Genomic DNA, 23,842 nt, shown 5'->3' on the forward strand with positions numbered 1-23,842 from the left:
CACCGTGACCAAGGACGTCATCGCCCTCACCCCCAAGATGCCCGACACCGCCGCGCTGCTCGTGGCCCTCGCGGGCGGCGGCACCGGGCTCGACGCGGCCTCCGCCGCCGACGGGGCCGTGATCCAGCTGCTGGGCGCGGGCGGCCGGCCCCTGGTCTCGGTCGAAGCACCGGTGCTGGTCCAGGTCCCGGGCGAGACCGAACGGCTCCTCGGCACTCCCGCGCGGGTCCCCGTCTGGTGGACGGAGACCCGCGCGTCCACCGCCGTCCCCGAGGCGGCCGACCTCGCCGGGGCCGTCGCCGGGCGGCTCGCCGAGGTCCTCGGCGGCGCCGTCTGGCCCCCGGGCGCGGGCCGGGTCACCGCCGTCCCCGTGACCTCCGAGGCCTCCGCGGCGCCCGCGCCCGTCGGGGCCCTGCCGACCGTCGACGTGGTCACCGAGTCCACCGCCGTCGTCCTCGCGGACCGGCCCGTGATCCCGCTGACGGCCTGGCTCTCCGACGTCCTGCGCACCACCGCCGGCTTCGGCGCGGCCCTGCACATCGTCACCCCCGCCCACTGCCGGCTCAGCCTGCCGCTGCGCACCGTGCTGACGGGCGCACCGAACCGATGGGTGGTCCAGGACCCGGAGTGCGGTTACTACGACGGCCTCTCCGGGGCGGTGCTGAGCTGGCAGGACGGCACCTTCGCCCCCGCCCGTGACGCCGCGGGCGAGCCCCGGGCAGCCGCCGCCTTCCTCCGGGCCGACGGGGCGGAAGCGGGCGAACACCGGCTGACGGTGCAGTTCCGCACCGAGCACCCGGCCGAGGGGGAGCTGCTGCTCGGCCGCTCCGTGGAGGCCGCCTGGCGCGCCCTGACCGGGGGTCCGCCCGCCGGCTGGGGCACCGCCGAGCCGGTGAACCTGCCCTGGTCGCCCCGGCAGCTGACCGACCTCGCGCGCAGCCGGGCGCCGGAGCCGACCCTGCTCACGGTCGTGGGCGCGGGCGCGCTGGCCGTCGTACGGGTGACCCGCACGGCGGCCGGGGTCGAGGAGGACGTCACCCTGACCCTGGGGTACGGCCCCGCCGACCCGGCGCCGCTCGACGCCCTCGCCGGCCTGGCGGGGACGGTGGCCGACGGGCACGGCCTGGTCAGCATGCTCGCCTCCGTCGGGCCGGGCCGCCGGGACCTGAGCGTGACCCCGCGCTTCGGCCGGCCCCCGCTGCCGGTGTCGTTCACCCTGGGCGGGGCGGGCGTCGCCGAGGTCACCCTGACCCACGCCCGGCGCCCGCCGCTGGCCCTGCGCCCGTCCACGATCGGCCCCGCCCGCCGTCCGGGCCTGTACTACCCCCTGGGCGACGGCACCGACCCGGCGGCCTGGGACACCCTGTCCACCCTCATGGCCCACCTGGGCACCACGGTCTGAAGGCCGCCCCGCGCGGGGCGGCCTTCGCGCGGGGCGGCCACCGGACCGGGAGGCGCCGGAGCTACAGGCCGCCCGCGCGGACCAGGCCCGTCTCGTAGGCCAGGACCACGACCTGGACCCGGTCGCGCAGGCCCAGCTTCGTCAGGATGCGGCCCACGTGGGTCTTCACGGTGGCCTCCGAGAGGACCAGCCGCCCCGCGATCTCGCCGTTCGACAGGCCCTGGGCCACCAGCAGCATGACCTCGCGCTCGCGGTCCGTCAGCCGGTCGATCTCCTTGTTCCGCGGCTCCTGCGTCGTCGTCGGCAGCATCGGCGCGAACCGGTCCAGCAGCCGGCGGGTGGTGGACGGGGCCACCACCGCGTCCCCGCTGTGCACGGAGCGGATCGCCGCCAGCAGCTCCGCCGGCGGGACGTCCTTCAGCATGAAGCCGCTCGCCCCCGCCTTGAGCCCCGAGAACGCGTACTCGTCCAGGTCGAAGGTGGTCAGGATGATCACCTTCGGGTGTTCCTCCGGCTCACAGATCCGCCGCGTCGCCTCGACCCCGTCGAGCCGCGGCATGCGCACGTCCATCAGCACCACGTCCACCTTCGTGGCCCGCAGCACCTCCAGCGCCTCCAGGCCGTCACCCGCCTCGGCGACGACCTCCATGTCCGGCTGGGCGGCGAGCACCATCCGGAAACCCGTGCGCAGCAGCACCTGGTCGTCGACGAGCATCACGCGAATGGACATCAGTTACCTCGACCTCGTCATCTCTTCTTGAGCGGGAGCAGCGCGCTGATGCGGAAGCCTCCGCCCGGCCGCGGGCCCGCGTCCAGGGTTCCCCCGACCATACCGATGCGTTCCCGCATGCCGATCAGGCCGTGCCCGGCGCCGTCGGCGCCGCCGTCCTCGTACAGTTCGTGCGTCGCGCCCCGCCCGTCGTCCTCGACCAGCAGGCCGAGCCCGTCGTCGAAGTAGACCAGCCGTACGCTCGCCCGTGCCTCCGGTCCGCCGTGCTTGCGCGTGTTCGTCAGCGCCTCCTGGACGATCCGGTACGCGGTCAGCTCCACGCCGCTGGGCAGCCTGCGCGGCGTGCCCTCGACCTCGAAGTCCACCGTCAGTCCGGCCGCCCGCACCTGCTCGACCAGCACTTCGATCTGCTCGACGTCCGGCTGCGGCACGTAGTCCTCGGACTCCTGCGGCTCGCCGGTGCGCAGCACGCCCAGCAGCCGCCGCATCTCGGCGAGCGCCTGACGGCCGGTCCCCGAGATGGTCTGGAGGGCCTCCTTGGCCTGCTCCGGCGCCGCGTCCATGACGTACGCGGCCCCGTCGGCCTGGACGACCATCACCGACACGTTGTGCGCGACGACGTCGTGCAGCTCGCGGGCGATCCGGGCGCGCTCGGCGGCCACCGCCACCTTGGCCTGGGCCTCGCGCTCCTTCTCCAGGCGCTGGTTCCGCTCGACGAGCTGCGCGTAGTAGGCGCGGCGGGTGCGCAGCGAGTCGCCCAGCACCCAGGCGAGGGCGAAGGGGACCATCATGAACAGGGTGAACAGGATGGCCTCGGCGCCGCTGGGGCCCTTGTCCACGCCGAAGCGCGCGAAGTAGAGCGGGGAGGCGAGCAGTCCCATGCCCAGCGCGGTGCGCGAGATCCAGCGCGGGACGTCACCGGCGGCCACGGTGTAGAGGACCACCAGCATCGCGAAGTCGAAGAGGTTCGCCGTCGGGCCCAGCACCAGCTGCCACACGCCCGCCCCGACCGTCAGCCAGAACATCGCCACGGTCCACTTGCGGCGCAGCGCGACGGCGGTGCACAGCGCGATGACGCACGGCACGGCCAGCAGCCGGTGCAGGGTGCTCGTGCCGGCCACCCCGGAGTCGTCCGCGACGATCAGCATCGACAGCCCGAAGAGGAGGACGGCCCAGAAGCTGTCGACGCTCGTCGGGTGTCGGCGGATGAAGTCGTAGAGGCGCTGCACGTAACCCAGAGTAGGGAAAGGAGATAGGTGCTGGAGTCAACCACAGGTGCGATCCCTGTGACGGGGGCGTACTCCCCAAGGTGGAGGGTGACCTTACCCTTTGTGGGATGAGCGCTCAGGGCGGAGTCAGGGGACCGGTCCGGTGGCGGGCCGCCATGGAGGCCGCGCTGTACGGTCCGGGCGGGTTCTACGTGCGTCCCGGCGGTCCCGGGCCCGCGGGGCACTTCCGCACCTCCGTGCACGCCTCGCCGCTCTACGCGGGGGCCGTGGCCCGGTTGCTGCGCACGGTGGACGGGGAGCTCGGGCATCCGGAGCGGCTCGACCTGGTCGACGTCGGCGCGGGGCGCGGCGAGCTGCTGACCGGGGTGCTGGCCGCGCTGCCGCCCGAGGTGGCCGGGCGGGTGCGGCCGTACGCGGTGGAGCGCGCGGCGCGGCCGCAGGGGCTCGACCCGCGGATCCGCTGGGTGGCGGAGCCCCCCGAAGGGACGACGGGCCTGCTGTTCGCCAACGAGTGGCTGGACAACGTCCCCCTCGACGTCGTGGAGGACGGCCGCTACGTCCTGGTCGGCCCGGACGGTACGGAGACCCCCGGCGGCCCCCTCGACGCGGCGGACCGGGCCTGGCTGGAGCGGTGGTGGCCCGGCGCGGCGGCGGGCGACGAGGGCCGGGCCGAGATCGGCCGGGGCCGCGACGAGGCCTGGGCGGCGGCCGTCGCCACCCTGGAGCGGGGCCTGGCGGTGGCGGTGGACTACGCCCACACCCGCGCGGCCCGGCCCCCGTTCGGCACCCTGACCGGGTTCCGGGAGGGCCGGGAGGTACCGCCGGTCCCGGACGGCGGCTGCGACGTCACCGCGCACGTGGCGCTCGACGCCTGCGCGGGGCCGGGGGCCGCCCTGCTCACCCAGCGGGAGGCCCTGACCGCCCTCGGCGTCCCGTGCGGCCGCCCGCCGCTGGCCCTGGCCTCCACCGACCCGGCGGCGTACGTCCGGGCCCTGTCGGCGGCGGGCGAGGCGGCGGAGCTCACGGCCCGCGGCGGCCTGGGCGACTTCGGCTGGCTGGTGCAGCCGGTCGGGATCCCGGCGTGGCCGCCGGTGTAGCCGCCGCCCGCGTCGAGCGGGTCAGAGCCGCTTCACGCTGCGCAGGGTGGTCGCGTAGTAGCCGCTGCCGTCGAGGCGCGAGGCGCCGCCCTTGTCGCCGATGGTGGGGCCGTTGGCCTCTTCGCGGCTGGAGATGAAGATGTTGTGGCCGTCGGAGTCGGTGCCCAGGTAGATGCCCGTGTGGTCGAGGCGGTCCTTGGTGCGGGCGTCGAGCTTGAAGAACAGCAGGTCGCCCGGCTGGATCACGTCGATCGACGTGGGCCGGTGCTCCGGGCCGGTCCCCTTGAGCGGGATGACGTCCGCGCCCAGCGCGGAGCGGGCGATGCCGTTCGCGGTGCGCGGCAGGCCGGCGCCGGGGGTGTCGTCGGGCATCAGGGGGTAGCGGGCCCGGTAGCCGAAGACGGTGCGGACGAAGCCCGAGCAGTCGATCGCCCGGTAGCGGGCGGGCTGCGGCTGCTTGGTGACGCCGTTGCGGAAGGTGTACGGCTTGCCGAGGTAGTCGTAGAAGTCGGACTGCTCCAGGCGCAGGTCGTTGCCCTCGGAACCGGTGGGGTTGAGCGGCCCGAAGGAGGCGTCGCCGGCGAAGGAGGTGCCCTGGGCGTCCTTCTTCACCGGGGCCTTGTCGACGTACTGGAAGGCCGTCGCGAAGATGTCGTCCTCGCTGCTCCCGTAGTACTTCTTGAACCAGTCCTTGAACCACTGCTGGTTCTCGGCGCCCTGCTTCCACACCTCGGGCAACAGCCGGACCCAGTTCTCGGTGACGACCCGGGAGGCGGTGTTGGCGGGCTCGCTGAAGGTGCGGCTGGGGCCGGTGAGGGTGGCGGTGCGGGCGCCGTCGGTGAAGGTGGCGAGGACCTGCCCGCTGCCGTCGCGCAGCACCGACCGGGCGGGGCTCTGGAGGCGTTCCCACTTCTGGGTCCCGTTCGTGCCCGCCGTGGTGCCGCCCGCGCCGTTGCGGTCGGCGACGACGTGCACGGCGGGGGTCTTGGCCTGCTCCTCGGTGCGCAGCGCGTAGGTGAAGTAGGCACTGCCGGCCAGCAGCGCGAGCACGGTGACCGCGTGCAGTGCGGGGCGGGTGCCGCGGCTCTTCTTTTTCTTCTTCTTCGACGGGGCGGTCATGCGGGAGGCTCCGGGGCGGTGGGTGAGGGGTGGTGTGGCGGGGCGTCAGGCGCCGGGCATGACGCCGAGCAGGATCCCGGCGGTCAGGACGACGTACGTCATGAGCGTGGCGCTGCCGGTGGCGAGCAGGGTGGCGCCCTTGGGCTGGCGGACCAGCTGGTAGGCGATCAGGCCCGGGACGATGAAGCCGAGGGTCTGGTTCGCGTACAGGAGCGGGAACTCCATCTGGAGCACGATCACCACGGTGGCCTGGAGCAGGACGCCGATGAGGACGACGGCGGCGAAGAGGCGCTTGCCGTAGAGGATGACGAACTTCTGCGTGAGCAGGGTCAGGACGTAGGTCATCACGGTGATGCCGACCACGAGGGCGGCGCGCTGGAGGTCCTCGATGAGGGTGAGCGCGAGCCAGCCCGGGGTGATCATGCCGCCGGGGGAGAGGTTGGTCGTGAGGTAGCAGAGCAGGGAGAACAGCAGGCCCAGGGCGATGCCGATCGCGGCGATCTCGGGGGTGAGGACGGCGGGGATCAACGGGGTTCTCCTGGGTGGGCGTTCGGGGGGACCTGCTGCTGCGGCGACTGCTGCGGCCAGGCCGGGACCGGCGTGGCGGCGCCGATGCCGTAGGGGTCGGGCGCGGGCCGCGGGGGCTGCGGCTGCGGCGCCCGCCCCTGCGGGGCTCCCCCGTACGGGGCCTGCGGGTGGGGCTGCTGCCCGTACGCGGCGCTCGCGTACTGCTGCCCGACGGTGACCCCCGGATGGGGCTGCTGCCCGGAGGGGGTCCCCGCGTGCGGTTGCTGCCCGGAGGGGGTCCCCGGGTACGGCTGCTGCGCGGAGGGGGCTCCCGGGTACGGCTGCCGCGGGTACGGGCCCGGGGCGGGCGGCTGCTGCCCGTACCCGGCCCCCGCGTACTGCTGCTGCCCGGGTGCGGCTCCCGCGTACGGGTCCTGGCCGTAGGGGCCCCGGCCGTAGGGGTCCTGGCCGTAGGGGTCCTGCGCGTACGGGTCCTCCGCGTACGGGTCGAGCGGGCGCGTGAAGACCGGGGCGGGCTCCTGCGCCCGTTCCCCGGCGGGGTCGCGCTCCGGCTCGGACTCGTCCGGCGGGAGTTCCGCGAGGTGCTCCAGCAGCACCTCGCCCTGCCCGTGGATGTTGCCGATGGCCACCAGAGAGGAGCTCTCCCCGAGGTGTCCCAGCAGCTCGTGCATGAACTCCTCGCCGTCGCGCTGGTCACCGCCGAGGTCGACGGCGCGGTCGCGCCACTCGGCCGGGATCGCGTCGATGGCGCTCTTCGCGGGGTGCCCGATCACGAACACCTTGTCCGGCCGCAGTTCGGGGACGATCGAGCCCATCTGGCCGTTGCGCTCGACCCGGTCGGGCCGGCAGTTGATCACCACGTTCAGCGGGCGGTCCACCGCGCCCAGGTCCAGCAGCTGGTTGATGTTCATCAGCGTGGACTCGGGGTCGTTCGCCGCGAAGACGTTCGCGAAGCGCAGCCGCTTGCCGCCCGGCGCCAGGTACCGCTCGACCGACAGCACGCCGGGGTCCGGCGGGGCCTCGTACATGCCCTTCAGGGCCGTCGCCCGGTCGACGCCGAGGAGTTCGGCGACGGTGAGGGCGATCGCCACGTTCTCCTTGAAGGTGAACCAGCTGAACCCGCGCAGCTCCTCGTCCGAGACCGTGTCGGGGTCGGCGTAGACCAGCTCGCAGTCCCGGGCGTCCGCCTCCTCCTGGAGCACGTCGAACCGTTCCTTCTCGGCGGTGACGCAGATCCCGCCGTACGGCATCGAGCGCGACAGGGAGCGTGCGATGTCGTCGAGGGTCGGGCCCATCTCGGCGACGTGGTCCTCGCGGACGTTGCACAGGACGCCGATGGTCGACTGGATCAGCTTCGACTGGTTGATCTCCTGGAGCGCCGGCATGACCGCCATGCACTCCATGACCAGCGCGTCCGGCCGGTAGGCGGCGGCGCGCCGCACGATGCCGATCTGCTCGACCACGTTGGCGATGCCGAACTTGCGGTAGACCGGCTCCTCGGTGGCGTCGGGGTGGATGAACCGGGCGGCCGTGCCGGTGGTCTTGGCCACCGTCGTCAGGCCGCCGCCGCGCAGCGCGCCCGCGCACAGCCGGGTGATGGAGCTCTTGCCGCGGATGCCGTTGACCAGCACCCGGTTCGGTATCCGGTCCAGGTTGGAGAAGTGCCGGCGCTGCTCGACGATGCCCGCGACCAGCATGATCAGGCAGCAGACGAGCAGTACGCAGTAGAGGAAGAGCACGGCGGATCAGTTCCTTCCGGCCGGCGCGGACGGCTGTCCGGCGGCCTGCTTGCGCTGCTGCTGTCGCTGCTGGAGCTGCTGCCGGATGATCTCCAGGCTGCGGGTGACGGCGCCGACCTCGTCGTGGTGGCGCGGGTAGAGGACCGTGCGCCGGTCGCCGTCGGCGAGGGCCTCGGCGCGCCGGGCCAGTTCGCGCAGCGGCGCGATCACGATGATCTGGAGCCAGCCCAGGCAGGCCGCGCCGACCGCGAAGCCGAGGAGTCCGGCGAGGACGGTGCGGTTCTGCAGGCTGTACTCCTGGATGGCCAGTCCCTTGGCGGACTGCCAGCTGACCACGGTCCACTTCAGGTCCCCGGCCGCGCCGCCGCCGGAGAACGGCGCGGCGGCGGCGATGACGTGGTCGCCGCCGCTGCGGTAGAGGACGCTGCCGGGCCGCGGGGCCATGCCGACCTTGAGGGCGGAGCCGTCGACGAGGGCGTCGAGGCGTGCGTCGTCGAGCTTCTGGAAGGCGCGGTAGCCGCCGTTGGAGGCGATGATCCGGTGCTTGGCGTCGACGACGCGGATCTCCCCGAGGCCGGGCCGCTTGAGGAGGGAGTTGAGGAAGTCGATACGCAGCTCGCCGACGACGGCCGTGCCCGCCTTGCCGGGGACGGGTGCCGTCGCGACGATCACCGGGCTCTTGCCGCGGTCGTCGAGGGCCACCGGGTCCTTGCGGGGCCCCTTGCCGTCGGCGTCCTTCGGGGTGCCGCCCGCCCGGGCGAGGATCTTGCCGGAGGGGTCCAGGACGTAGAGGGACTGGTAGCGCGCGTGTTCGTCGGCGGTGCGCTCCAGGACCGCGCTCATGTGCTCGGGGGTGGTGTCGCCGTCCATCGACGAGGCCACGGACAGCAGGTCGGCCTGGCCCTCGTTGAGGGCGCGGCGGACCCGGTCGTTGAGGGTGTCGGTGCGTTCGCGCTGGTCGTTGACCAGCTGCTGGGGTACGACGACGGCGTCCCCGGCGCGGTTGACGAGCAGGCCCAGCGGGAGGCACCACGCGAGGAGCAGGACCGCGCACAGGGCGAGGAGCGTACGGGCGCCCGTACGGCGTTTGCGGCGGGCGCGGGCGGCGGGCGCGGCCGGGGCGCCGTCGCGCAGCTGGACGCGCAGCCGTTCCAGGGCGGCGGCGATCCGGGCGGCCTCGGCGCCCCGGGGGACGGCCACGGGGCGGGTGAGGTCGCCCCGGGTGAGGCGGCGGCTGTCGAGGAAGAGGGCGATCAGCGGGCGCTGCACGGTGGCGACGAGCAGGGCCACGACCAGGGCGCCGACCAGGAGCAGCGCGCCGGCCAGGACCATTCCGGCGAAGGCGTCGGAGGTGCGGGCCGGGTTCTGCGGCACGTTGACCATGGCGACGACGGTGAGGTCGAGGCTGGTGGCGGTGGTGCCGGCGCCCGCCTCGGATCCGGCGAGGCCCGCGTAACCGGCGGCGGCGCGGTCCCCGCCGGACTCGCCGCCCAGCAGGCTGCCGCTGACCCCGGGGAAGCCGCCGGAGCCGGGCTCCTTGGCGGTGAGGGGGTTGGCGCGGGTCTTCTTCGCGGCGGCCTTGGCGAAGGAGGCCAGCTGCTTGGTGTCGCGCTTGACGTCGGCGCGCTGGTTCTCGGCGACCATCTCGGGCTGGGGGATGCCGTCGCTGCTGAGGACGGCGCCGTCGGAGCCGACGACGGCGATGGAGCGGAACCTGCCGAGGCTGATGCCGGGGAAGCGCAGGCTGCTGGAGGCCACCAGCAGTTGCTGGGGCTGGTCCTTCCAGTTGAGGAGGGACAGGGTCAGCAGCCGGGTCTCGCCGCCGGGCATCCTGACCATGCGGGGGGCCAGGCCGTCGGCGCCGGAGAGTTTCGTGCGGTCGATGGCGGTCAGCGGGAGGTTCTCGCCGCGGGCGGCGAGCAGCCGGCCGGAGCCGATCTCGACGACGCCGGTGCCGCGCCACTTCTGGTACACGCTGCCGATGCGGTCGAGGACGGCGTCGGGGGCGACGGGCTTGCCGGTGGAGAAGAGGGCCGCGGCCCGGTCGAGGTCGGTGACGCTCTCGTCCAGGGAGGCGCGCAGGGCGATCGCGCCGTCCTCGGCGAAGTGCTGCTGCGAGGTGAGCACGGCCTCGGGCAGCCGGTCCTCGTGGACGGTGCCGAGGCTGAACGCGGTGAACCCCGCCAGGGCGAGCAGCAGTACCGACAGCACGGTGATCGGGGGCCTGATGCCACCGAGGAGTGACATGTCGGCCCTGCGGCGGGCCTTGCGCCGCCGCGTGGTGCGCGAAGCGGCCACAGCGGGGTCCTTCCTGGAGGGGGCGGGGGAGGTGCGGGAGGGGAGGGGCGGGGGGACGTACGGGGTCAGTCCGGCAGCTCCCGCAGGGCGCGGAGTCCGTCCTTGGCGGCGCCGCGGTTGAGCAGGGTGCCCTGGGTGCGTTCGAAGGCCAGCCGGTAGCGGGCGCGCTGCTGCGGCAGGAGCGGCGCGTCGCCGCGCAGGGCCTCGGCGACGTCGACCAGGCGGTGGTCGCGCACGGGCTGCGCGGCCGCGGCGGCCGGGTCGGTGCCGGGGGCGGCCTGCGGGTCGGGCGGGATGTCGGTGAAGGTGGGCACGTAGCGGGCCCGCACGTCCCAGGTGCCGCCGCGTTCGGTGAACTCGAACCAGCCGATGGCGCCCTCTTCGGTCAGTCCGCCGGGCACGTCGTGGCGGGCGAGCTGGTTGCCGAGCCCGTAGGCGATCCAGGTGCCGCCGATCTTCTCCATCGGCTGGACGACGTGGCTGTGGTGGCCGATGACCAGGTTGATCCCGGTCTCGCGGGCGATCCGGCGGGCCAGGTCCAGCTGCTGGTTGCTCGGGTCGGGCTGGTGCTCGCGGCCCCAGTGGATGGAGAGGACGACCACGTCGGCGCCGGCCGCGCGGGCCTTCTTCTCGGCGGCGGCGATGGCCTTGAAGCCGGTCAGGTTCGCCAGCCAGGGCTTGTCCGGGGGGAGGTCGTGCCCGTTGAAGCCGAAGGCGAAGGAGATCTGGGCGACCTTGACGCCCTTGACGTCCAGGATCAGGGGGGTGTCGGCCTCGGCCCGGCTGCGGGCGGAGCCGGTGTGGCGCAGGCCCTCGCGGTCGAGGGTGTCGAGGGTGCCGAAGACCCCTTCGGGGCCGTGGTCGAGGGTGTGGTTGGAGGCCGTGGAGCAGGTGTCGTAGCCGATGGCCTTGACCGTCTTGGCGATCTGCGGGGGGACGAGGAAGTCGGGGTAGGCCCGGAAGGGGCCGCCGGGGCTGCCGAGGACCGCCTCCATGTGGCAGATCCCGAGGTCGGCCCGGCTGATGACCGGCTTGACCCCCGCCATGATCCGGTCGAAGTCGTAGCCCTGGTGGCCGGCGGCCCGGGCGTCCCGGGCGGCCTGCTCGGTCAGCTGGGGGTGGATGAGGATGTCGCCCGCGGCGGCCACGGTGAAGGAACGGCCCCCGCCCGTGCCGCCCGTGCCGCTGCCGCCCGCCGGGCCGCGCTCCGTGCCGCCGAGGAGCCCGCAGCCCGCGAGCGAGAGGCTCAGCGGGAGGGCCAGCAGCGCGGCGCGCTTCCGGGAGGAGGCCGGGCGGACGGGGGCGAATTTCACTCAGCTATTTTCGGCCAGTGACGACTGCGAGATTCACAAAAAACGTAACGATTGTTGCGATCATGTGCGTAGCGATCATGGCTGGGGTCGCTTATGTCGCTTTCATGCCCTCTTATGTGGCCGAAAAGAGGCCTACGTCCATCCCTTCCCCTGTGGTCCCGGACACGGGTTTGCTGGAGAGGGTGACCCGATTCACCTCCGAATTCGGAGTGACGGGCGGCTATCGCGTACCGACGCGGGCGGAGCGGGATGCCGTCATGGAAGGGATATCGGCCCTTTTTGATGGGAATGTCGATAAAGCGCGTGCCCGCCTCGCCGACGTGGACTACCGCCTCGACACCTTCACCGACGGACCGGACGGCCGCCGCTTCGCCGAGGTCGCCGACGCGGCCGCCCGCCCCGGATCGGCGAACCGCGGCTGGGGCCGCGTCTACGTCGACCTCGGCGCGCCCCCGCGCTGGTCGGTCCAGGTCCCGCACCCCATCGCCGACCAGGACACCGAACGCCTCGGCGCGCAGGTGCTGCGCGGCGCCCCCGGCGGGGTCATGGTCCTGGCCGGGGCCCACCGCAAGGCGGGATCCGGATTCGGCGCCGACGCGGGCGGGGCCGAGGAGGAGGACACCGCCGCCTCCGGGGACGTGGCCGACATGGCCCACCGCACCGACTCCGTCTTCCACGCCGTGGTCACCGAGCTCACCCGCCGCGGCCTGCCCGGCATCCAGCTCCACGGGTTCGCCGACTCCTCCGCCCCCGCCGCCGGAGCCGTCGTCTCCACCGGGTCCGGCGACACGGCCGCCGCCGACGCGGAGCGGCTCGCCGCGACGCTGGAGGGCCGCGGGATCAGGCCGTGCCGGGCCTGGGCCGCGAACTGCCGCCTCTCGGGGCGGGGCAACGAGCAGGGCCGGCTGGCCGCCGAGCGGGGTACCCGATTCCTCCACCTCGAACTGGCCCGCTCCGTGCGGGCCGACGCGGGCCGGCTGGCCGAGGTCGCCGGGGCGGTCGCGACCGTCACCGAGGGGTGGGCCGGTGAGGCGGTGAAGGCCCCGGACGCGGCGGGGGCCGCCACCCCGACGGGATGACGGCCCCTGCTGCTGCTGTGATCGTGCGGCTGTGCCGCGGTGTACCGTTTCTGCGCCGTGCCGTGCGGCCTACTGCGTGATGTCGTGGTCGTGACCCGGGCGCAGACCGCCGCCGTTGCCCGAGCCGGTGCTCGGCTTGGGGGTGACCGGCTGCGTCAGCGGGGCCAGGTCGTAGGCGTAGTGGCCGACCGCGTTCGCGATGACGTCGACGTTGATGTCGAGCGCCTTCTGGTCGATGTTGTTGATGTCGTCGCCCTTGCCGTGGTAGTTCACGTCGTAGGCGACACCCGCCTGACCGCCGAACTTCGCGGCCTGCTCCGGGGTCTTGATGCCCTCGGCGCCCGTGTCCGTACCGCCGGAGGGGATCCCCGCCTCGATGAACGGGCCGTAGTCCGAGCGGCCGGTGAAGTCACTGCCCTCGTGCGGGATCTTCTGCGTGTCGAGGAAGTCGGTGATCTGCTTCTCCAGCTGCGCCGAACCCTCCGGGCCGGGGCCCGAGCCGACCTTGTCGGAGTCGTCGCCGTCGTAGACGAAGTAGGCGGCGTTCGGCGAGGCGATCATGTCGAAGTTCAGGTAGAGCTTGATCTGCTTCTTCTGCTCCGGCGTCAGCGAGGCGACGTACGCCTCCGAGCCGAGCAGGCCGAACTCCTCCGCCGACCACCAGGCGAACTTGACCTTGTTCTTGATCTTCGTCTGGCTGCTCGCCAGGCGCTGCGCGACCTGGAGGATGCCCGCCGAGCCGGAGCCGTTGTCGTTGATGCCGGGACCGGCCGCCACCGAGTCCAGGTGCGCGCCGAGGAAGACGGTGTTGTTCTCGTCGCCGCCCCGGGTCTCCGCGACCACGTTGAAGGTCTTGCGGTTCTCGCGCAGCTCGCGGAGGTCCAGGGTGACCGAAACCGGGCCGGCCGCCGCCTCGGCGGCCAGCTTCTCGCCCTCCGCCTGGGAGACGCCGCCGGTGGGGACCTTGCCCGCGTTCGCGTCGCCGAGGGTGCCGTTCAGGGCGCCCTCGGTGTTGTTGTAGATGATCGTGCCCACCGCGCCGGCCGCCGCCGCGTTCGCCTGCTTCACCGCGAAGGTGCAGCCGCCGCGCTTGACCAGCGCGATCTTTCCGGTGAAGGTGCCGGCCGCGAAGTCGCCGGGCTCGCAGCCGTTGCTGCCGTCGGCGTCGACCGGGGCGACCGCGAGCTGCGCGGTGACGCCCTCGGCCGGACCGCTGGCGGTGTACGTCATCAGCTTGATCGGGACGTCACGGCCGTCCGTGCCGTTGACCTTCAGCTTCTCGGAGATCGTCTCGACGTACACGAAGTCGAACTCGTTGCGCGTGACCTTGTACCCGGCCGCCTTGAGCACGGCCTCGACGTACTGGGCGGACTGGACGTGCCCCTTCGAGCCGGCGACGCGGGTGCCCTTGTTGTAGTCGGCGATCGACTGGAGGACCTTCAGGTGGTTGTTGGCACCCTTGCCGGTCGCCTCCTTGACCAGCTTCCTGGCCAGCGCGTCACCCTTGGCGGCATCGCTCTGCGGGCTTGCGGTGGCACCGGCCGGGCCGGCGAGGAGGAGCGGTGAGACGAGGGCCGCGGCCGCCAGTGCGGCGGTTGCTGCGGCTATACGGCGAGAGGGCATGAAGGTCCTTTCACGGCACGCGGTGCAATGGGGCGGGTGGTGGACGCACGTTAGGCACCAACCGGCCCCCCTCGCCAGGGTTTTCACTGCTTCCGGTTTGTGAAATCCGCATATCGGTGACTCTGCGCCGTCGAAATCCGGCCACCGTCCGAAGAGTGGTCAGCGGAGAATGCCCTCGATGAAATCGGAACCTATTCGAGCGACCGCGGACAGATCCAACTGATGCTGTACATAACGGCCTTGGCGGCGGGCGTGCAGCAGCCCGGCCTTCTTCAGCACCGCCAGGTGCCGGGACACCTCCGGCGGGGTGATCCCGTAGACCCGCGCCAGCTCGCTCGTCGTGTACGGGGCCCGCGCCAGGCTGCGGCACAGCATCATCCGCACCGGGTGCGCCAGCGCCTCCATCCGGCGCGCGAGCAGCTCCACCGAGCCGGGCTCGGGGGCCAGTTCGGGCGAGTTCAGCGGATAGTGCACCACCGGGCGCCAGCCGGGCGCGTGCAGCACCAGCAGGTGCGGCCAGCCGAAGTTCGTCGGCACGAACAGCAGCCCGGGACCGACCCGCGGATCGGTGGCCGTGGCCTGGCCGTTGACCATCTTGTCGGCGGTGATCATCGTCAGCCCCCCGTCCACGCTCAGCGCCGCGGACACCTCCCGCAGCGCCGCCGGCAGACCCTTGCGGCGCAGCACCTCCGCCTTGTGCCGGGTGTCCGCCGCCTGCCGGGGCTCTATCCGCCGCCAGGTCTCGGCGAAGAAGGCCTCGTCGCAGTCCTCCAGGAGCCGGCGCAGCCAGACCCGGACGGAGTCGGTGTCGTCCAGCAGCCGGAGCGAGAACTCCAGCTGACGGGGGCCGCGCGCGGCGGCCGCCTCCAGCGCCTTGGCCCGCGCGCCCGGGTCCTTCAGCGGTGAGGGCCCGCCGCCCTCGTTGTAGAGCGCGAGCCAGCAGTGCTCCAGGGCGGCCATCACGAACCGCTCGTCGTCCATCCGGTCGAGGATGTCCAGGTCCTCGGCCAGGGTCGCTCCGGGGCGGCCCGAACCGCCGGGGATCCCGGCGAAGGCCATGAAGATGTCGGAGAACGAACTGCGCCACATGAACTCGGCTTCGAGCAGCCGGTCCGCCAGGCAGGGGTCGAGCGAGGCTCTGGTGGAGGCCGTCCAGGAGTGGAGCTCGGGGTGGTGCGCGGGCTGCGACAGCGCGTGCAGGGCCATACAGAGCTCGGCGAGCGGAGCCGGCGCGAAACCGATCCGCTCCGCCGGGAGCCCGGCTATGTCGATCGTGACGCTCATCGCCCCATTCTGGCCCCGGACGGGCCCGCGCCGGAGCCGGGGGTACGCACTGCGCTCCGTCCGTCCGGGTGACGGGCGCAGGCGCTCCGGTGCAGGTGGGAGGCATCGATTGACGGTGAGCGTCAATCGTCGTGCGGGTTGCCGCCGACGGGGTGAGGGTGGATGCATGACCGCCACCGAGCAGTACCTCTTCGACAGCTACCGGGCCGCCCAGCACGGCACCCCCCAGCCCCCGCCGCCGGGCCGCGACGACTGGGCCGTCCTGCGGTCCGTCCGCACCGAGGCCCGCTTCCGCGCCGTCCTCGACGGCCGCCCCGCCACCCACCCCTGGCGCGCGGCCCTCCACCGCCTCCTCCACCCGGCGAGGCCCTGCTGAGGCCCGGCGAGGCCCTGCTGAGGCCCGGCGGGGCCCGGCCGGGCTGCTACAGCCGGTCCACGAACCCCCGTACCGCCGCCCGGACGTCGTCCGCCGTCCAGGACAGCCCCGGCTGCGTGACCTCGACCTCCGTCATCGCCATCCCCGGCGGGCCCTGCGCCGACCAGCGCCGGAACAGGAGCGTGCCCGTCTCCTCCGCGAGGCGCAGGCCCGCCTCCGTCAGCCCGTCCGCCCCGTACGGCAGCCACACCTGGAACTGGTGCGTGTGCGGCACCTCCGGGTGGACCCGGAACCACGGCACGCCGGCCTCCTCGAAGCCCTCCCGCAGAGCCGCGGCGACGACCTTCGCCTGCGCCACCCAGGACGGCAGCAGGGGCAGCTGCCGCTCCAGCCCGGCCAGCGCCGACAGGGCCTGCGGGAACTGGCGGAACACCTGCCCCCCGTACCGGTGGCGCCAGACGCGGGCCTCCTCCACGAAGCCCCGGGGTCCGGCCAGGCAGGCCCCGCTCAGCCCGCCGAGGGACTTGTAGAAGGAGACGTAGACGGAGTCCGCGAGCCCCGCGACCTCCGCCAGCGGCCGCCCGAAGTGGGTCGCGCACTCCCACAGCCGGGCCCCGTCGAAGTGGACGACCGCGTCCCGCTCCCGGGCCGCGTCGACCAGCTCCTCCAGCTCCTCCCAGGTCGGCAGCAGGAAGCCCGGGTCGCGCAGCGGCAGCTCCACCATCAGCGTGCCGAAGGGCTCCGCCAGGTCGGTGACCTCCTGCGCGGTCGGCTGCCGCGGCTCCACCGTCGGGTGGACCGTGCGCAGCCCGGAGACCACGGGCAGCGCGCCGCCCTCCCACCGCTCCGGATGGCTCATCGGGTGCAGCGCCACGACCGGGTTCCCGGTCCGACCCGCCCAGCAGCGCAGCGCGACCTGCTGCGCCATCGTCCCCGTCGGGAAGAACGCCGCCTCCTCGGTCCCCAGCAGCTCCGCGACCCGGGTCTCCAGCTCGGCGACGATCCCGTCGCCGTACACGTCGGCGGGTTGTCCCAGGTCGTAGGGGGCCTGCGCCAGCGCGGCGAGCAGCTCCCCGGCCGTCGCGTCCCGGCCGCCCCCCGAGAGGGACCGGTCCGCCGCCCGCCCCGCCGCCACCAGCCGCTTCGTGCGTTCCTCGTCATCGGTCATGGGCCCGATCATGCCTCCGGTCGGCGCGGCCCCGCCACGGCCCCAGGGGCTAGCATGGCGGCGTATCGTCCGGTACCCCCCGCGGACTGGAACGGAAGGCATTCCCCGCGTGAACGCACCCCATCAGACGGAGTCCCGGGATCCGTCCGGCCGTCCCGCCCGGCTCACCGTCGGCGTCGTCGGAGCCGGCCGGGTAGGCCCCGCGCTGGCCCGCGCGCTCCAGCAGGCCGGGCACCGTCCCGTCGCCGTCTCCGGAGTCTCCGACGCCTCCCGGCGCCGCGCCGCGCGGATGCTGCCCGACGTACCGGTCGTCCCGCCCGCGCAGGTGCTGGAGCGGGCCGAGCTGGTGCTGCTGACCGTCCCCGACGACGCCCTGCCCGGTCTGGTCGAGGGCCTCGCGGAGACGGGCGCCGTCCGCCCCGGCCAGCTCCTCGTCCACACCTCCGGGCGCTACGGGACCTCCGTGCTCGACCCCGCGCGCCGCGCCGGGGCCCTCCCGCTGGCCCTGCACCCCGCGATGACCTTCACCGGCACCGAGGTCGACGTGCAGCGCCTGGGCGGCTGCTCCTTCGGCGTGACCGCCCCCGAGGAACTGCGGCTGGCCGCGGAGGCCCTGGTCATCGAGATGGGCGGGGAGCCCGAGTGGATCGCGGAGGACAGCCGCCCGCTCTACCACGCCGCCCTCGCCCTGGGTGCGAACCACCTGGTCACCCTGGTCGCCCAGTCGATGGAGCTGCTCCGCACCGCCGGTGTCGAACACCCCGACCGGATGCTCGGCCCCCTCCTCGGCGCGGCCCTCGACAACGCCCTGCGCTCCGGGGACGCGGCGCTGACCGGCCCGGTCGCCCGCGGTGACGCCGGTACGGTCGCCGCGCACGTCTCCGAACTGCGCAAGCACGCCCCCGCCACCGTCGCCGGGTACCTCGCCATGGCCCGGACCACCGCCGACCGCGCCCTCGCGCACGGCCTGCTCAAGCCCGAACTGGCCGAGGACCTGCTCGGTGTCCTCGCCGACACCGCCGAACCGGAGGGTGGCGCCCGATGACCGGCCCGCTGCTGTTGCTGAACACCGCGGAGGAACTCCACAAGCTTCCGCGCACCGGCCGCCGCGCCGTCGTGATGACGATGGGCGCCCTCCACGAGGGCCACGCCACCCTCGTCCGCACCGCCCGCGAGCAGGCCGGCCCGGACGGGCAGGTCGTGGTCACCGTCTTCGTCAACCCCCTCCAGTTCGGGGCGAACGAGGACCTCGACCGCTATCCCCGCACCCTCGACGCCGACCTGCGGATCGCCGAGGAGGCGGGCGCCGACGCCGTGTTCGCCCCCGCCGTCGACGAGGTCTACCCCGGCGGTGCCCCCCAGGTGCGGATCGCCGCCGGCCCCATGGGCGAGCGCCTCGAAGGGGCCACCCGCCCCGGCCACTTCGACGGGATGCTCACCGTCGTCGCCAAGCTGCTCCACCTCACCCGCCCCGACCTGGCCCTCTTCGGCCAGAAGGACGCCCAGCAACTGGCCCTGATCCGGCGCATGGTGACCGACCTCAACTTCCCCGTCGACGTGGCCGGTGTGCCGACCGTCCGGGAGGAGGACGGGCTCGCCCTGTCCTCCCGCAACCGCTACCTGTCGGCCCTCGAACGGCACACCGCCCTTGCCCTGTCCCGCGCCCTGTTCGCGGGCCGCGACCGGCTCGCCGCCCAGGCGGCGCTGCGCGCCCGCGCCGAGGCCGCCCCCGCCAGCGACGAGCGCGCAGCGGGCCTGGCCCGGCTCGGCGAGATCCGGGCCTCCGCGGACGCGCACGCCGTCTCCGCGGCGGGCTCGGGCCTGCCGGACGCCGTACGGGCCGCGGCCCGCCACGTCCTGGACGACGCGGGCCGGCACGATCCGCCGCTGGTCCTGGACTACCTGGCCCTGGTGGACCCGCAGGACTTCACCGACGTCGGCCCCGACTTCACCGGTCAGGCCGTGCTGGCCGTCGCGGCGAAGGTCGGCGCGACCCGGCTGATCGACAACATCCCATTGGAGTTCGGAGCACACGCGTGAGCACCACAGGCAGAGGCATCCCGGCGGGCGGCACCGGCGGCACCGGCATACGGCTCCACGCCCCCGCCCCCGGCTGGGCCGTCGAGGCGGACGTCGTGGTCGTCGGCTCGGGCGTCGCGGGCCTGACCGCCGCGCTGCGCTGCGCCGCGGCGGGCCGCCGTACGGTCGTGGTCACCAAGGCGCGCCTGGACGACGGCTCCACCCGCTGGGCCCAGGGCGGCATCGCCGCGGCCCTCGGCGAGGGCGACACGCCCGAGCAGCACCTGGAGGACACCCTCGTCGCGGGTGCGGGCCTGTGCGACGAGGCGGCCGTGCGGCTCCTGGTCACCGAGGGCCCGGACGCGGTGCGCCGGCTCATCGCGACCGGTGCCGTCTTCGACACCTCCGCCGACACCGGCGAGATAGAGCTGACCCGCGAGGGCGGCCACCACCGGCGCCGCATCGCGCACGCCGGCGGCGACGCCACCGGCGCCGAGATCTCCCGCGCCCTGGTCGAGGCCGTCCACGCGGCGGGCATCGAGACCGTCGAGAACGCGCTCGTCCTGGACCTCCTCCAGGACGCGCGGGGCCGCACCGCCGGCGTCACCCTGCACGTCATGGGCGAGGGCCAGCACGACGGCGTCGGCGCCGTCCACGCGCCCGCCGTGATCCTCGCGACCGGCGGCATGGGCCAGGTGTTCTCCGCCACCACCAACCCGTCGGTGTCCACCGGCGACGGCGTGGCACTGGCACTGCGCGCCGGGGCCGAGGTGTCCGACCTCGAATTCGTCCAGTTCCACCCCACCGTCCTCTTCCTCGGGTCCGACGCCGAGGGCCAGCAGCCCCTGGTCTCGGAGGCGGTCCGCGGCGAGGGCGCCCACCTGGTCGACGCCGACGGGGTCCGCTTCATGGTGGGGCAGCACGAGCTGGCCGAACTGGCCCCGCGCGACATCGTCGCCAAGGGCATCACGCGCCGCATGCAGGAGCGCGGCACGCTGCACATGTACCTGGACGCCCGGCACTTCGGCGCCGAGATGTGGGAGAACCGCTTCCCGACGATCCTGGCCGCCTGCCGCGCCCACGGCATCGACCCGGTGACCGAGCCGATCCCGGTCGCGCCCGCCGCGCACTACGCCTCCGGCGGCGTACGCACCGACCTGCACGGCCGCACCACCGTCCCCGGCCTGTACGCGTGCGGCGAGGTCGCCTGCACCGGCGTGCACGGGGCGAACCGGCTGGCCTCCAACTCCCTGCTGGAGGGCCTGGTCTTCGCCGAGCGGATCGCCGACGACATCCTGGGCAGCGCCCCCGCCGGCAACGGACCGGGCATCCCGGTTCCCGCGACCGGCCCGCTCCAGCCCGCCGAGGCGCGCCACGAGATCCAGCGCATCATGACGCAGGGCGCGGGCGTACTGCGCTCCGCCGAGTCCCTGAGCGCGGCTGCGGCCGCGCTGGAGACCCTCTACACGACGGCCCTGGGCGAGCTGGAGGCCCACGGCAAGACCGCCGTCCCGGGCGTGGAGACCTGGGAGGCGACCAACCTGCTGTGCGTGGCCCGCGTCCTGGTCGCCGCCGCGCAGCGGCGCGCCGAGACCCGCGGCTGCCACTGGCGCGAGGACCACCCCGACCGGGACGACGCCGCCTGGCGCCGTCACCTCGTCGTCCGGCTGTCGGCGACCGAGCGGCGGGCCCTGGTCGTCGTCCCCACCGACTCCGCGGACTTCCCGTCCGTGGACGTCCCCCTCACCCCCCAGAGCCTGGAGCAGTGACCGTGAGCACCCCCGAACTCCCCCTGATCGACCAGAACGAAGGCGGCTGCGGCGACGACTGCGGCTGCGGCGAGGGCGAGGAGACCGGCCTCGACCCGGCGCTGGCCCAGCTGCTGGTGGACGCGGGCCTGGACCCGATCGAGGTCGAGGACATCGCGCACATGGCGCTGTCCGAGGACCTGGACGGCGGGGTCGACGTCACCACCGTCGCCACCGTCCCCGAGGACGCCGAGGCCATCGCGGACTTCGTGGCCCGCGAGGCCGGCGTCGTGGCCGGGCTGCGCATCGCCGAGGCCGTGCTCTCCGTGGTGTGCACCGAGGCCTTCGAGGTCGAGCGGCACGCCGAGGACGGCGACAAGGTCGAGGACGGGCAGCTGCTGCTGTCCGTCCGCGCCCGCACCCGCGACCTGCTGACCGCCGAGCGCAGCGCCCTGAACATCCTGTGCCGCCTCTCCGGCATCGCGACCGCCACCCGCCGCTGGGCCGACGTCCTCGATGGCACGAAGGCGAGGGTCCGCGACACCCGCAAGACCACGCCGGGCCTGCGCTCGCTGGAGAAGTACGCGGTCCGCTGCGGCGGCGGCGTCAACCACCGCATGTCCCTGTCGGACGCGGCCCTGGTCAAGGACAACCACGTCGTCGCCGCGGGCGGCGTCGCCCAGGCCTTCAAGGCCGTCCGCGAGGCCTTCCCGGACGTTCCCGTCGAGGTCGAGGTCGACACCATGCACCAGGTCCGCGAGGTCGTGGACGCGGGCGCCGACCTGATCCTGCTCGACAACTTCACCGTTCCCGAGACCGAGGAGGCCGTCACCATCGTGGCCGGCCGCGCCGTCCTGGAGTCCTCGGGCCGCCTCACCCTGGACACCGCCCGCGCCTACGCCGAGACCGGCGTGGACTACCTGGCGGTGGGCGCCCTGACGCACTCCTCGCCCGTCCTCGACATCGGTCTCGACCTGCGCGAGGCGGTGTAAGCGGTGCTGCTCACCATCGACGTGGGCAACACCCACACGGTCCTGGGCCTGTTCGACGGGGACGAGATCGTCGAGCACTGGCGCGTCTCGACCGATCCGCGCCGGACGGCCGACGAGCTGGCCGTCCTGATGCAGGGCCTGATGGGAATGCACCCGATGCTCGGCAACGAGCTCGGCGACGGGATCCACGGCATCGCGATCTGCGCGACGGTGCCGTCGGTCCTGCACGAGCTGCGCGAGGTCACCCGCCGTTACTACGGCGACGTCCCGGCGGTGCTGGTCGAGCCCGGCGTCAAGACGGGCGTGCCGATCCTGATGGACAACCCGAAGGAGGTCGGCGCGGACCGCATCATCAACGCGGTGGCCGCCGTCGAGCTGTACGGGGGACCGGCGATCGTCGTCGACTTCGGCACGGCGACCACCTTCGACGCGGTCTCCGCGAAGGGCGAGTACGTCGGCGGGGTGATCTCCCCGGGCATCGAGATCTCGATGGAGGCGCTCGGCGTGCGCGGCGCGCAGCTCCGCAAGATCGAGCTGGCCCGTCCGCGCAACGTGATCGGCAAGTCCACGGTCGAGGCGATGCAGTCGGGCGTGGTCTACGGTTTCGCCGGCCAGGTCGACGGGATCGTCACGCGCATGGCCAAGGAGCTCGCCGGGCCCGCGGGAGACCCGGCGGACGTCCGCGTCATCGCCACCGGCGGACTGGCGCCGATCGTCCTCGGCGAGGCGTCGGTGATCGACGACCACGAGCCGTGGCTGACGCTGATCGGCCTGCGGCTGGTCTACGAGCGCAACGCGCCGAACTTCGAGTGACGGCGGCGGCCTCCGCCCGCACGGGCGGAGGCACGCACCGTCAGGCCGAATCCTCAGCTTCAACCTGATCGGTTAGCTTGTCGGCGTCGGACGCACTCGCTCGCAGGCGGCACCGCCGAGACGGCACAGGACGGCCCAAATGCCCCGTGTTTCCCCGTACTTGCAGGTGGTCGACTCGCTCCGGTCCCGCATAGAGGCGGGCGAGTGGGCGGTCGGCGACAAGCTTCCCTCCCGCGCCCGCTTCGCGGACGAATACGCCGTCGGGCAGAGCGTCACCCAGCGGGCGATGGAGCAGCTGATCATCGAGGGCTTCCTCGAAGGCCGGGCCGGCTCCGGCACCTACGTGCGCACCCCGCGCCGGCGCATGCGGATGCTCCGCACCCGCCGCCGCGTGCCCGGCGCCGGCAACACCTTCCGCTCCGAGGCCGCCGCGCACGGCATCGCCGCGTCCTGGGACTCCCGGACCGTCCCGCAGGCCCCGGCGCCCGAACGCATCGCCGCCCGGCTGGCCATCGAGCCCGGCGCCCCCTGCGTGATGACCCGCTACGAGTTCATGGCCGACGGCAGCCCCGCCGAACTCTCCGAGTCCTGGGAGCCGCTGGAGATCACCTCGGGCACCCCGATCGTGCTGCCCGAGGAGGGCGAGATGCGCGGCGCCGGGGTCGTGGCGCGGATGCGGTCCATCGGCATCACCGTGGCCTCCGTGGTGGAGGTCCCGCGGCCCTCCCGCGCCGACCAGAACCAGGCCAACCTCCTCGGGATCAGCCTCGGTTCGCTGATCACCGAGATCGAGCGCACGTACATCGACGTCGACGGACGCCCGGTGGAGACCGCCGACCTCGTCATCCCCGACTCCCGCTACGAGATCGCGTACGCCTTCCCCGTGGACTGAGATCCGGCCGTGATTTCCGCGCGATTTTTCACGGAAATGGCTGGAGTACGCCTCCGGCGGGGATAGCGTCGCGCTTGAGAGACCGCGGTCCACGAGGCCGCGACCCCGTTCACGGCGGAGGAGACACCATGACCGCTAACGCCCGGCCCGACTGGCGGAAGTCGTCCCACTGCGGCGAGGGAGACGCCTGCGTCTACGTGGCGGCCGCCCCCGGCACGCTCGTCCGGGTGGCCGACCGGGCCGACCCCGCGCACCTGGTGATGGCCACCACCCACGCCGCCTGGGCCGACTTCGTCCGCTCGGTGAAGCGGACCGGCTGAACGGGGCGGCGCGGCCCTCCGCCGCGCCGCGAACCCGCACCATCAGGGGATTTTGTCCGATTAGCGCGTATCT

21 protein-coding genes are annotated in these 23,842 nt (G+C 73.7%); 11 read left to right on the top strand and 10 right to left on the bottom strand.

Annotated elements, in window-relative coordinates:
* Positions 1-4 precede the first annotated feature (4 nt).
* Positions 5-1,402: a DUF6177 family protein gene (locus OG295_RS19290; protein WP_371677986.1), complete on the top strand. Its 1,398-nt coding sequence runs from the start codon at positions 5-7 to the stop codon at positions 1,400-1,402.
* Positions 1,403-1,463: 61 nt separating this feature from the next.
* On the opposite strand, the gene OG295_RS19295 is transcribed toward OG295_RS19290, so the two are convergent.
* Together OG295_RS19295 and OG295_RS19300 are read right to left on the bottom strand one after the other, a co-directional pair.
* Positions 1,464-2,132 carry a response regulator transcription factor gene (locus OG295_RS19295; RefSeq protein WP_030236908.1) on the bottom strand — a complete coding sequence of 223 codons (669 nt, stop codon included), beginning with the start codon at positions 2,130-2,132 and terminating at the stop codon, positions 1,464-1,466.
* A 17-nt stretch (positions 2,133-2,149) separates the two neighbouring features.
* On the bottom strand, positions 2,150-3,361 hold the full coding sequence (locus OG295_RS19300) for a sensor histidine kinase (protein WP_371677987.1): 1,212 nt from the start codon (positions 3,359-3,361) through the stop codon (positions 2,150-2,152).
* A 107-nt stretch (positions 3,362-3,468) separates the two neighbouring features.
* On the opposite strand from OG295_RS19300, the gene OG295_RS19305 reads away from it, so the two are divergent.
* Positions 3,469-4,458, top strand: coding sequence for an SAM-dependent methyltransferase (locus OG295_RS19305; protein ID WP_371677988.1), 990 nt, complete (start codon positions 3,469-3,471; stop codon positions 4,456-4,458).
* A gap of 21 nt (positions 4,459-4,479) precedes the next feature.
* Here the strand turns inward: OG295_RS19305 and OG295_RS19310 are convergent, their stop codons facing one another.
* From OG295_RS19310 to OG295_RS19330, 5 genes are all read right to left on the bottom strand, one after another.
* Positions 4,480-5,577 carry an NlpC/P60 family protein gene (locus tag OG295_RS19310; protein ID WP_371677989.1) on the bottom strand — a complete coding sequence of 366 codons (1,098 nt, stop codon included), beginning with the start codon at positions 5,575-5,577 and terminating at the stop codon, positions 4,480-4,482.
* Between the two features lie 45 nt (positions 5,578-5,622).
* Positions 5,623-6,105 carry a poly-gamma-glutamate biosynthesis protein PgsC/CapC gene (locus OG295_RS19315; RefSeq protein ID WP_359941323.1) on the bottom strand — a complete coding sequence of 161 codons (483 nt, stop codon included), beginning with the start codon at positions 6,103-6,105 and terminating at the stop codon, positions 5,623-5,625.
* The gene (pgsB, locus tag OG295_RS19320; protein ID WP_371677990.1) at positions 6,102-7,844 is read right to left on the bottom strand and encodes a poly-gamma-glutamate synthase PgsB; all 1,743 of its coding nucleotides are present in this window, start codon (positions 7,842-7,844) and stop codon (positions 6,102-6,104) included. The genes OG295_RS19315 and pgsB overlap by 4 nt, the downstream gene beginning before the upstream one ends.
* A gap of 6 nt (positions 7,845-7,850) precedes the next feature.
* Positions 7,851-10,091 (bottom strand): cache and HAMP domain-containing protein, encoded by a 2,241-nt coding sequence (locus OG295_RS19325; RefSeq protein ID WP_371681233.1) that lies wholly within the window; start codon positions 10,089-10,091, stop codon positions 7,851-7,853.
* 116 nt (positions 10,092-10,207) lie between these two features.
* A complete protein-coding gene (locus OG295_RS19330) occupies positions 10,208-11,392 on the bottom strand; it encodes a CapA family protein (RefSeq protein WP_371681234.1) in 1,185 nt (394 codons plus the stop codon).
* A gap of 320 nt (positions 11,393-11,712) precedes the next feature.
* Here OG295_RS19330 and OG295_RS19335 point away from each other — a divergent pair, with 320 nt between their 5' ends.
* Positions 11,713-12,534, top strand: a complete 822-nt coding sequence (locus tag OG295_RS19335) for a hypothetical protein (protein ID WP_371677991.1) — start codon at positions 11,713-11,715, stop codon at positions 12,532-12,534.
* A gap of 69 nt (positions 12,535-12,603) precedes the next feature.
* On the opposite strand, the gene OG295_RS19340 is transcribed toward OG295_RS19335, so the two are convergent.
* Entirely contained in the window at positions 12,604-14,157 is a 1,554-nt protein-coding gene (locus OG295_RS19340; RefSeq protein WP_371677992.1) for a M28 family metallopeptidase, read from the bottom strand.
* A gap of 159 nt (positions 14,158-14,316) precedes the next feature.
* Complete coding sequence (locus tag OG295_RS19345; RefSeq protein ID WP_371677993.1) at positions 14,317-15,441, bottom strand: DUF5937 family protein; 1,125 nt, start codon at positions 15,439-15,441, stop codon at positions 14,317-14,319.
* Positions 15,442-15,607: 166 nt separating this feature from the next.
* Between OG295_RS19345 and OG295_RS19350 the strand changes: the two genes are divergently transcribed.
* Positions 15,608-15,817, top strand: coding sequence for a hypothetical protein (locus tag OG295_RS19350; protein ID WP_371677994.1), 210 nt, complete (start codon positions 15,608-15,610; stop codon positions 15,815-15,817).
* A 46-nt stretch (positions 15,818-15,863) separates the two neighbouring features.
* Here the strand turns inward: OG295_RS19350 and OG295_RS19355 are convergent, their stop codons facing one another.
* A complete protein-coding gene (locus OG295_RS19355) occupies positions 15,864-16,985 on the bottom strand; it encodes a low specificity L-threonine aldolase (RefSeq protein ID WP_371677995.1) in 1,122 nt (373 codons plus the stop codon).
* A gap of 109 nt (positions 16,986-17,094) precedes the next feature.
* Between OG295_RS19355 and OG295_RS19360 the strand changes: the two genes are divergently transcribed.
* The 7 genes from OG295_RS19360 (at position 17,095) to OG295_RS19390 (ending at position 23,769) form a co-directional block, all read left to right on the top strand.
* Positions 17,095-18,030 (top strand): Rossmann-like and DUF2520 domain-containing protein, encoded by a 936-nt coding sequence (locus OG295_RS19360; protein WP_371677996.1) that lies wholly within the window; start codon positions 17,095-17,097, stop codon positions 18,028-18,030.
* Positions 18,027-19,025 carry a pantoate--beta-alanine ligase gene (gene panC, locus OG295_RS19365; protein WP_371677997.1) on the top strand — a complete coding sequence of 333 codons (999 nt, stop codon included), beginning with the start codon at positions 18,027-18,029 and terminating at the stop codon, positions 19,023-19,025. The genes OG295_RS19360 and panC overlap by 4 nt, the downstream gene beginning before the upstream one ends.
* Entirely contained in the window at positions 19,022-20,773 is a 1,752-nt protein-coding gene (locus OG295_RS19370) for an L-aspartate oxidase (RefSeq protein WP_371677998.1), read from the top strand. Before panC ends, OG295_RS19370 begins: the two co-directional genes overlap by 4 nt.
* Positions 20,774-20,775: 2 nt before the next feature.
* Positions 20,776-21,744, top strand: a complete 969-nt coding sequence (nadC, locus tag OG295_RS19375; RefSeq protein WP_371677999.1) for a carboxylating nicotinate-nucleotide diphosphorylase — start codon at positions 20,776-20,778, stop codon at positions 21,742-21,744.
* A 3-nt stretch (positions 21,745-21,747) separates the two neighbouring features.
* Positions 21,748-22,557, top strand: a complete 810-nt coding sequence (locus tag OG295_RS19380; protein ID WP_266839828.1) for a type III pantothenate kinase — start codon at positions 21,748-21,750, stop codon at positions 22,555-22,557.
* A 139-nt stretch (positions 22,558-22,696) separates the two neighbouring features.
* Entirely contained in the window at positions 22,697-23,449 is a 753-nt protein-coding gene (locus tag OG295_RS19385; protein ID WP_371678000.1) for a GntR family transcriptional regulator, read from the top strand.
* Positions 23,450-23,577: 128 nt separating this feature from the next.
* The gene (locus tag OG295_RS19390) at positions 23,578-23,769 is read left to right on the top strand and encodes a DUF397 domain-containing protein (protein WP_266839824.1); all 192 of its coding nucleotides are present in this window, start codon (positions 23,578-23,580) and stop codon (positions 23,767-23,769) included.
* Positions 23,770-23,842: the final 73 nt, after the last annotated feature.

This window comes from Streptomyces sp. NBC_01276 (genome assembly GCF_041435355.1).
GTDB lineage: Bacteria > Actinomycetota > Actinomycetes > Streptomycetales > Streptomycetaceae > Streptomyces.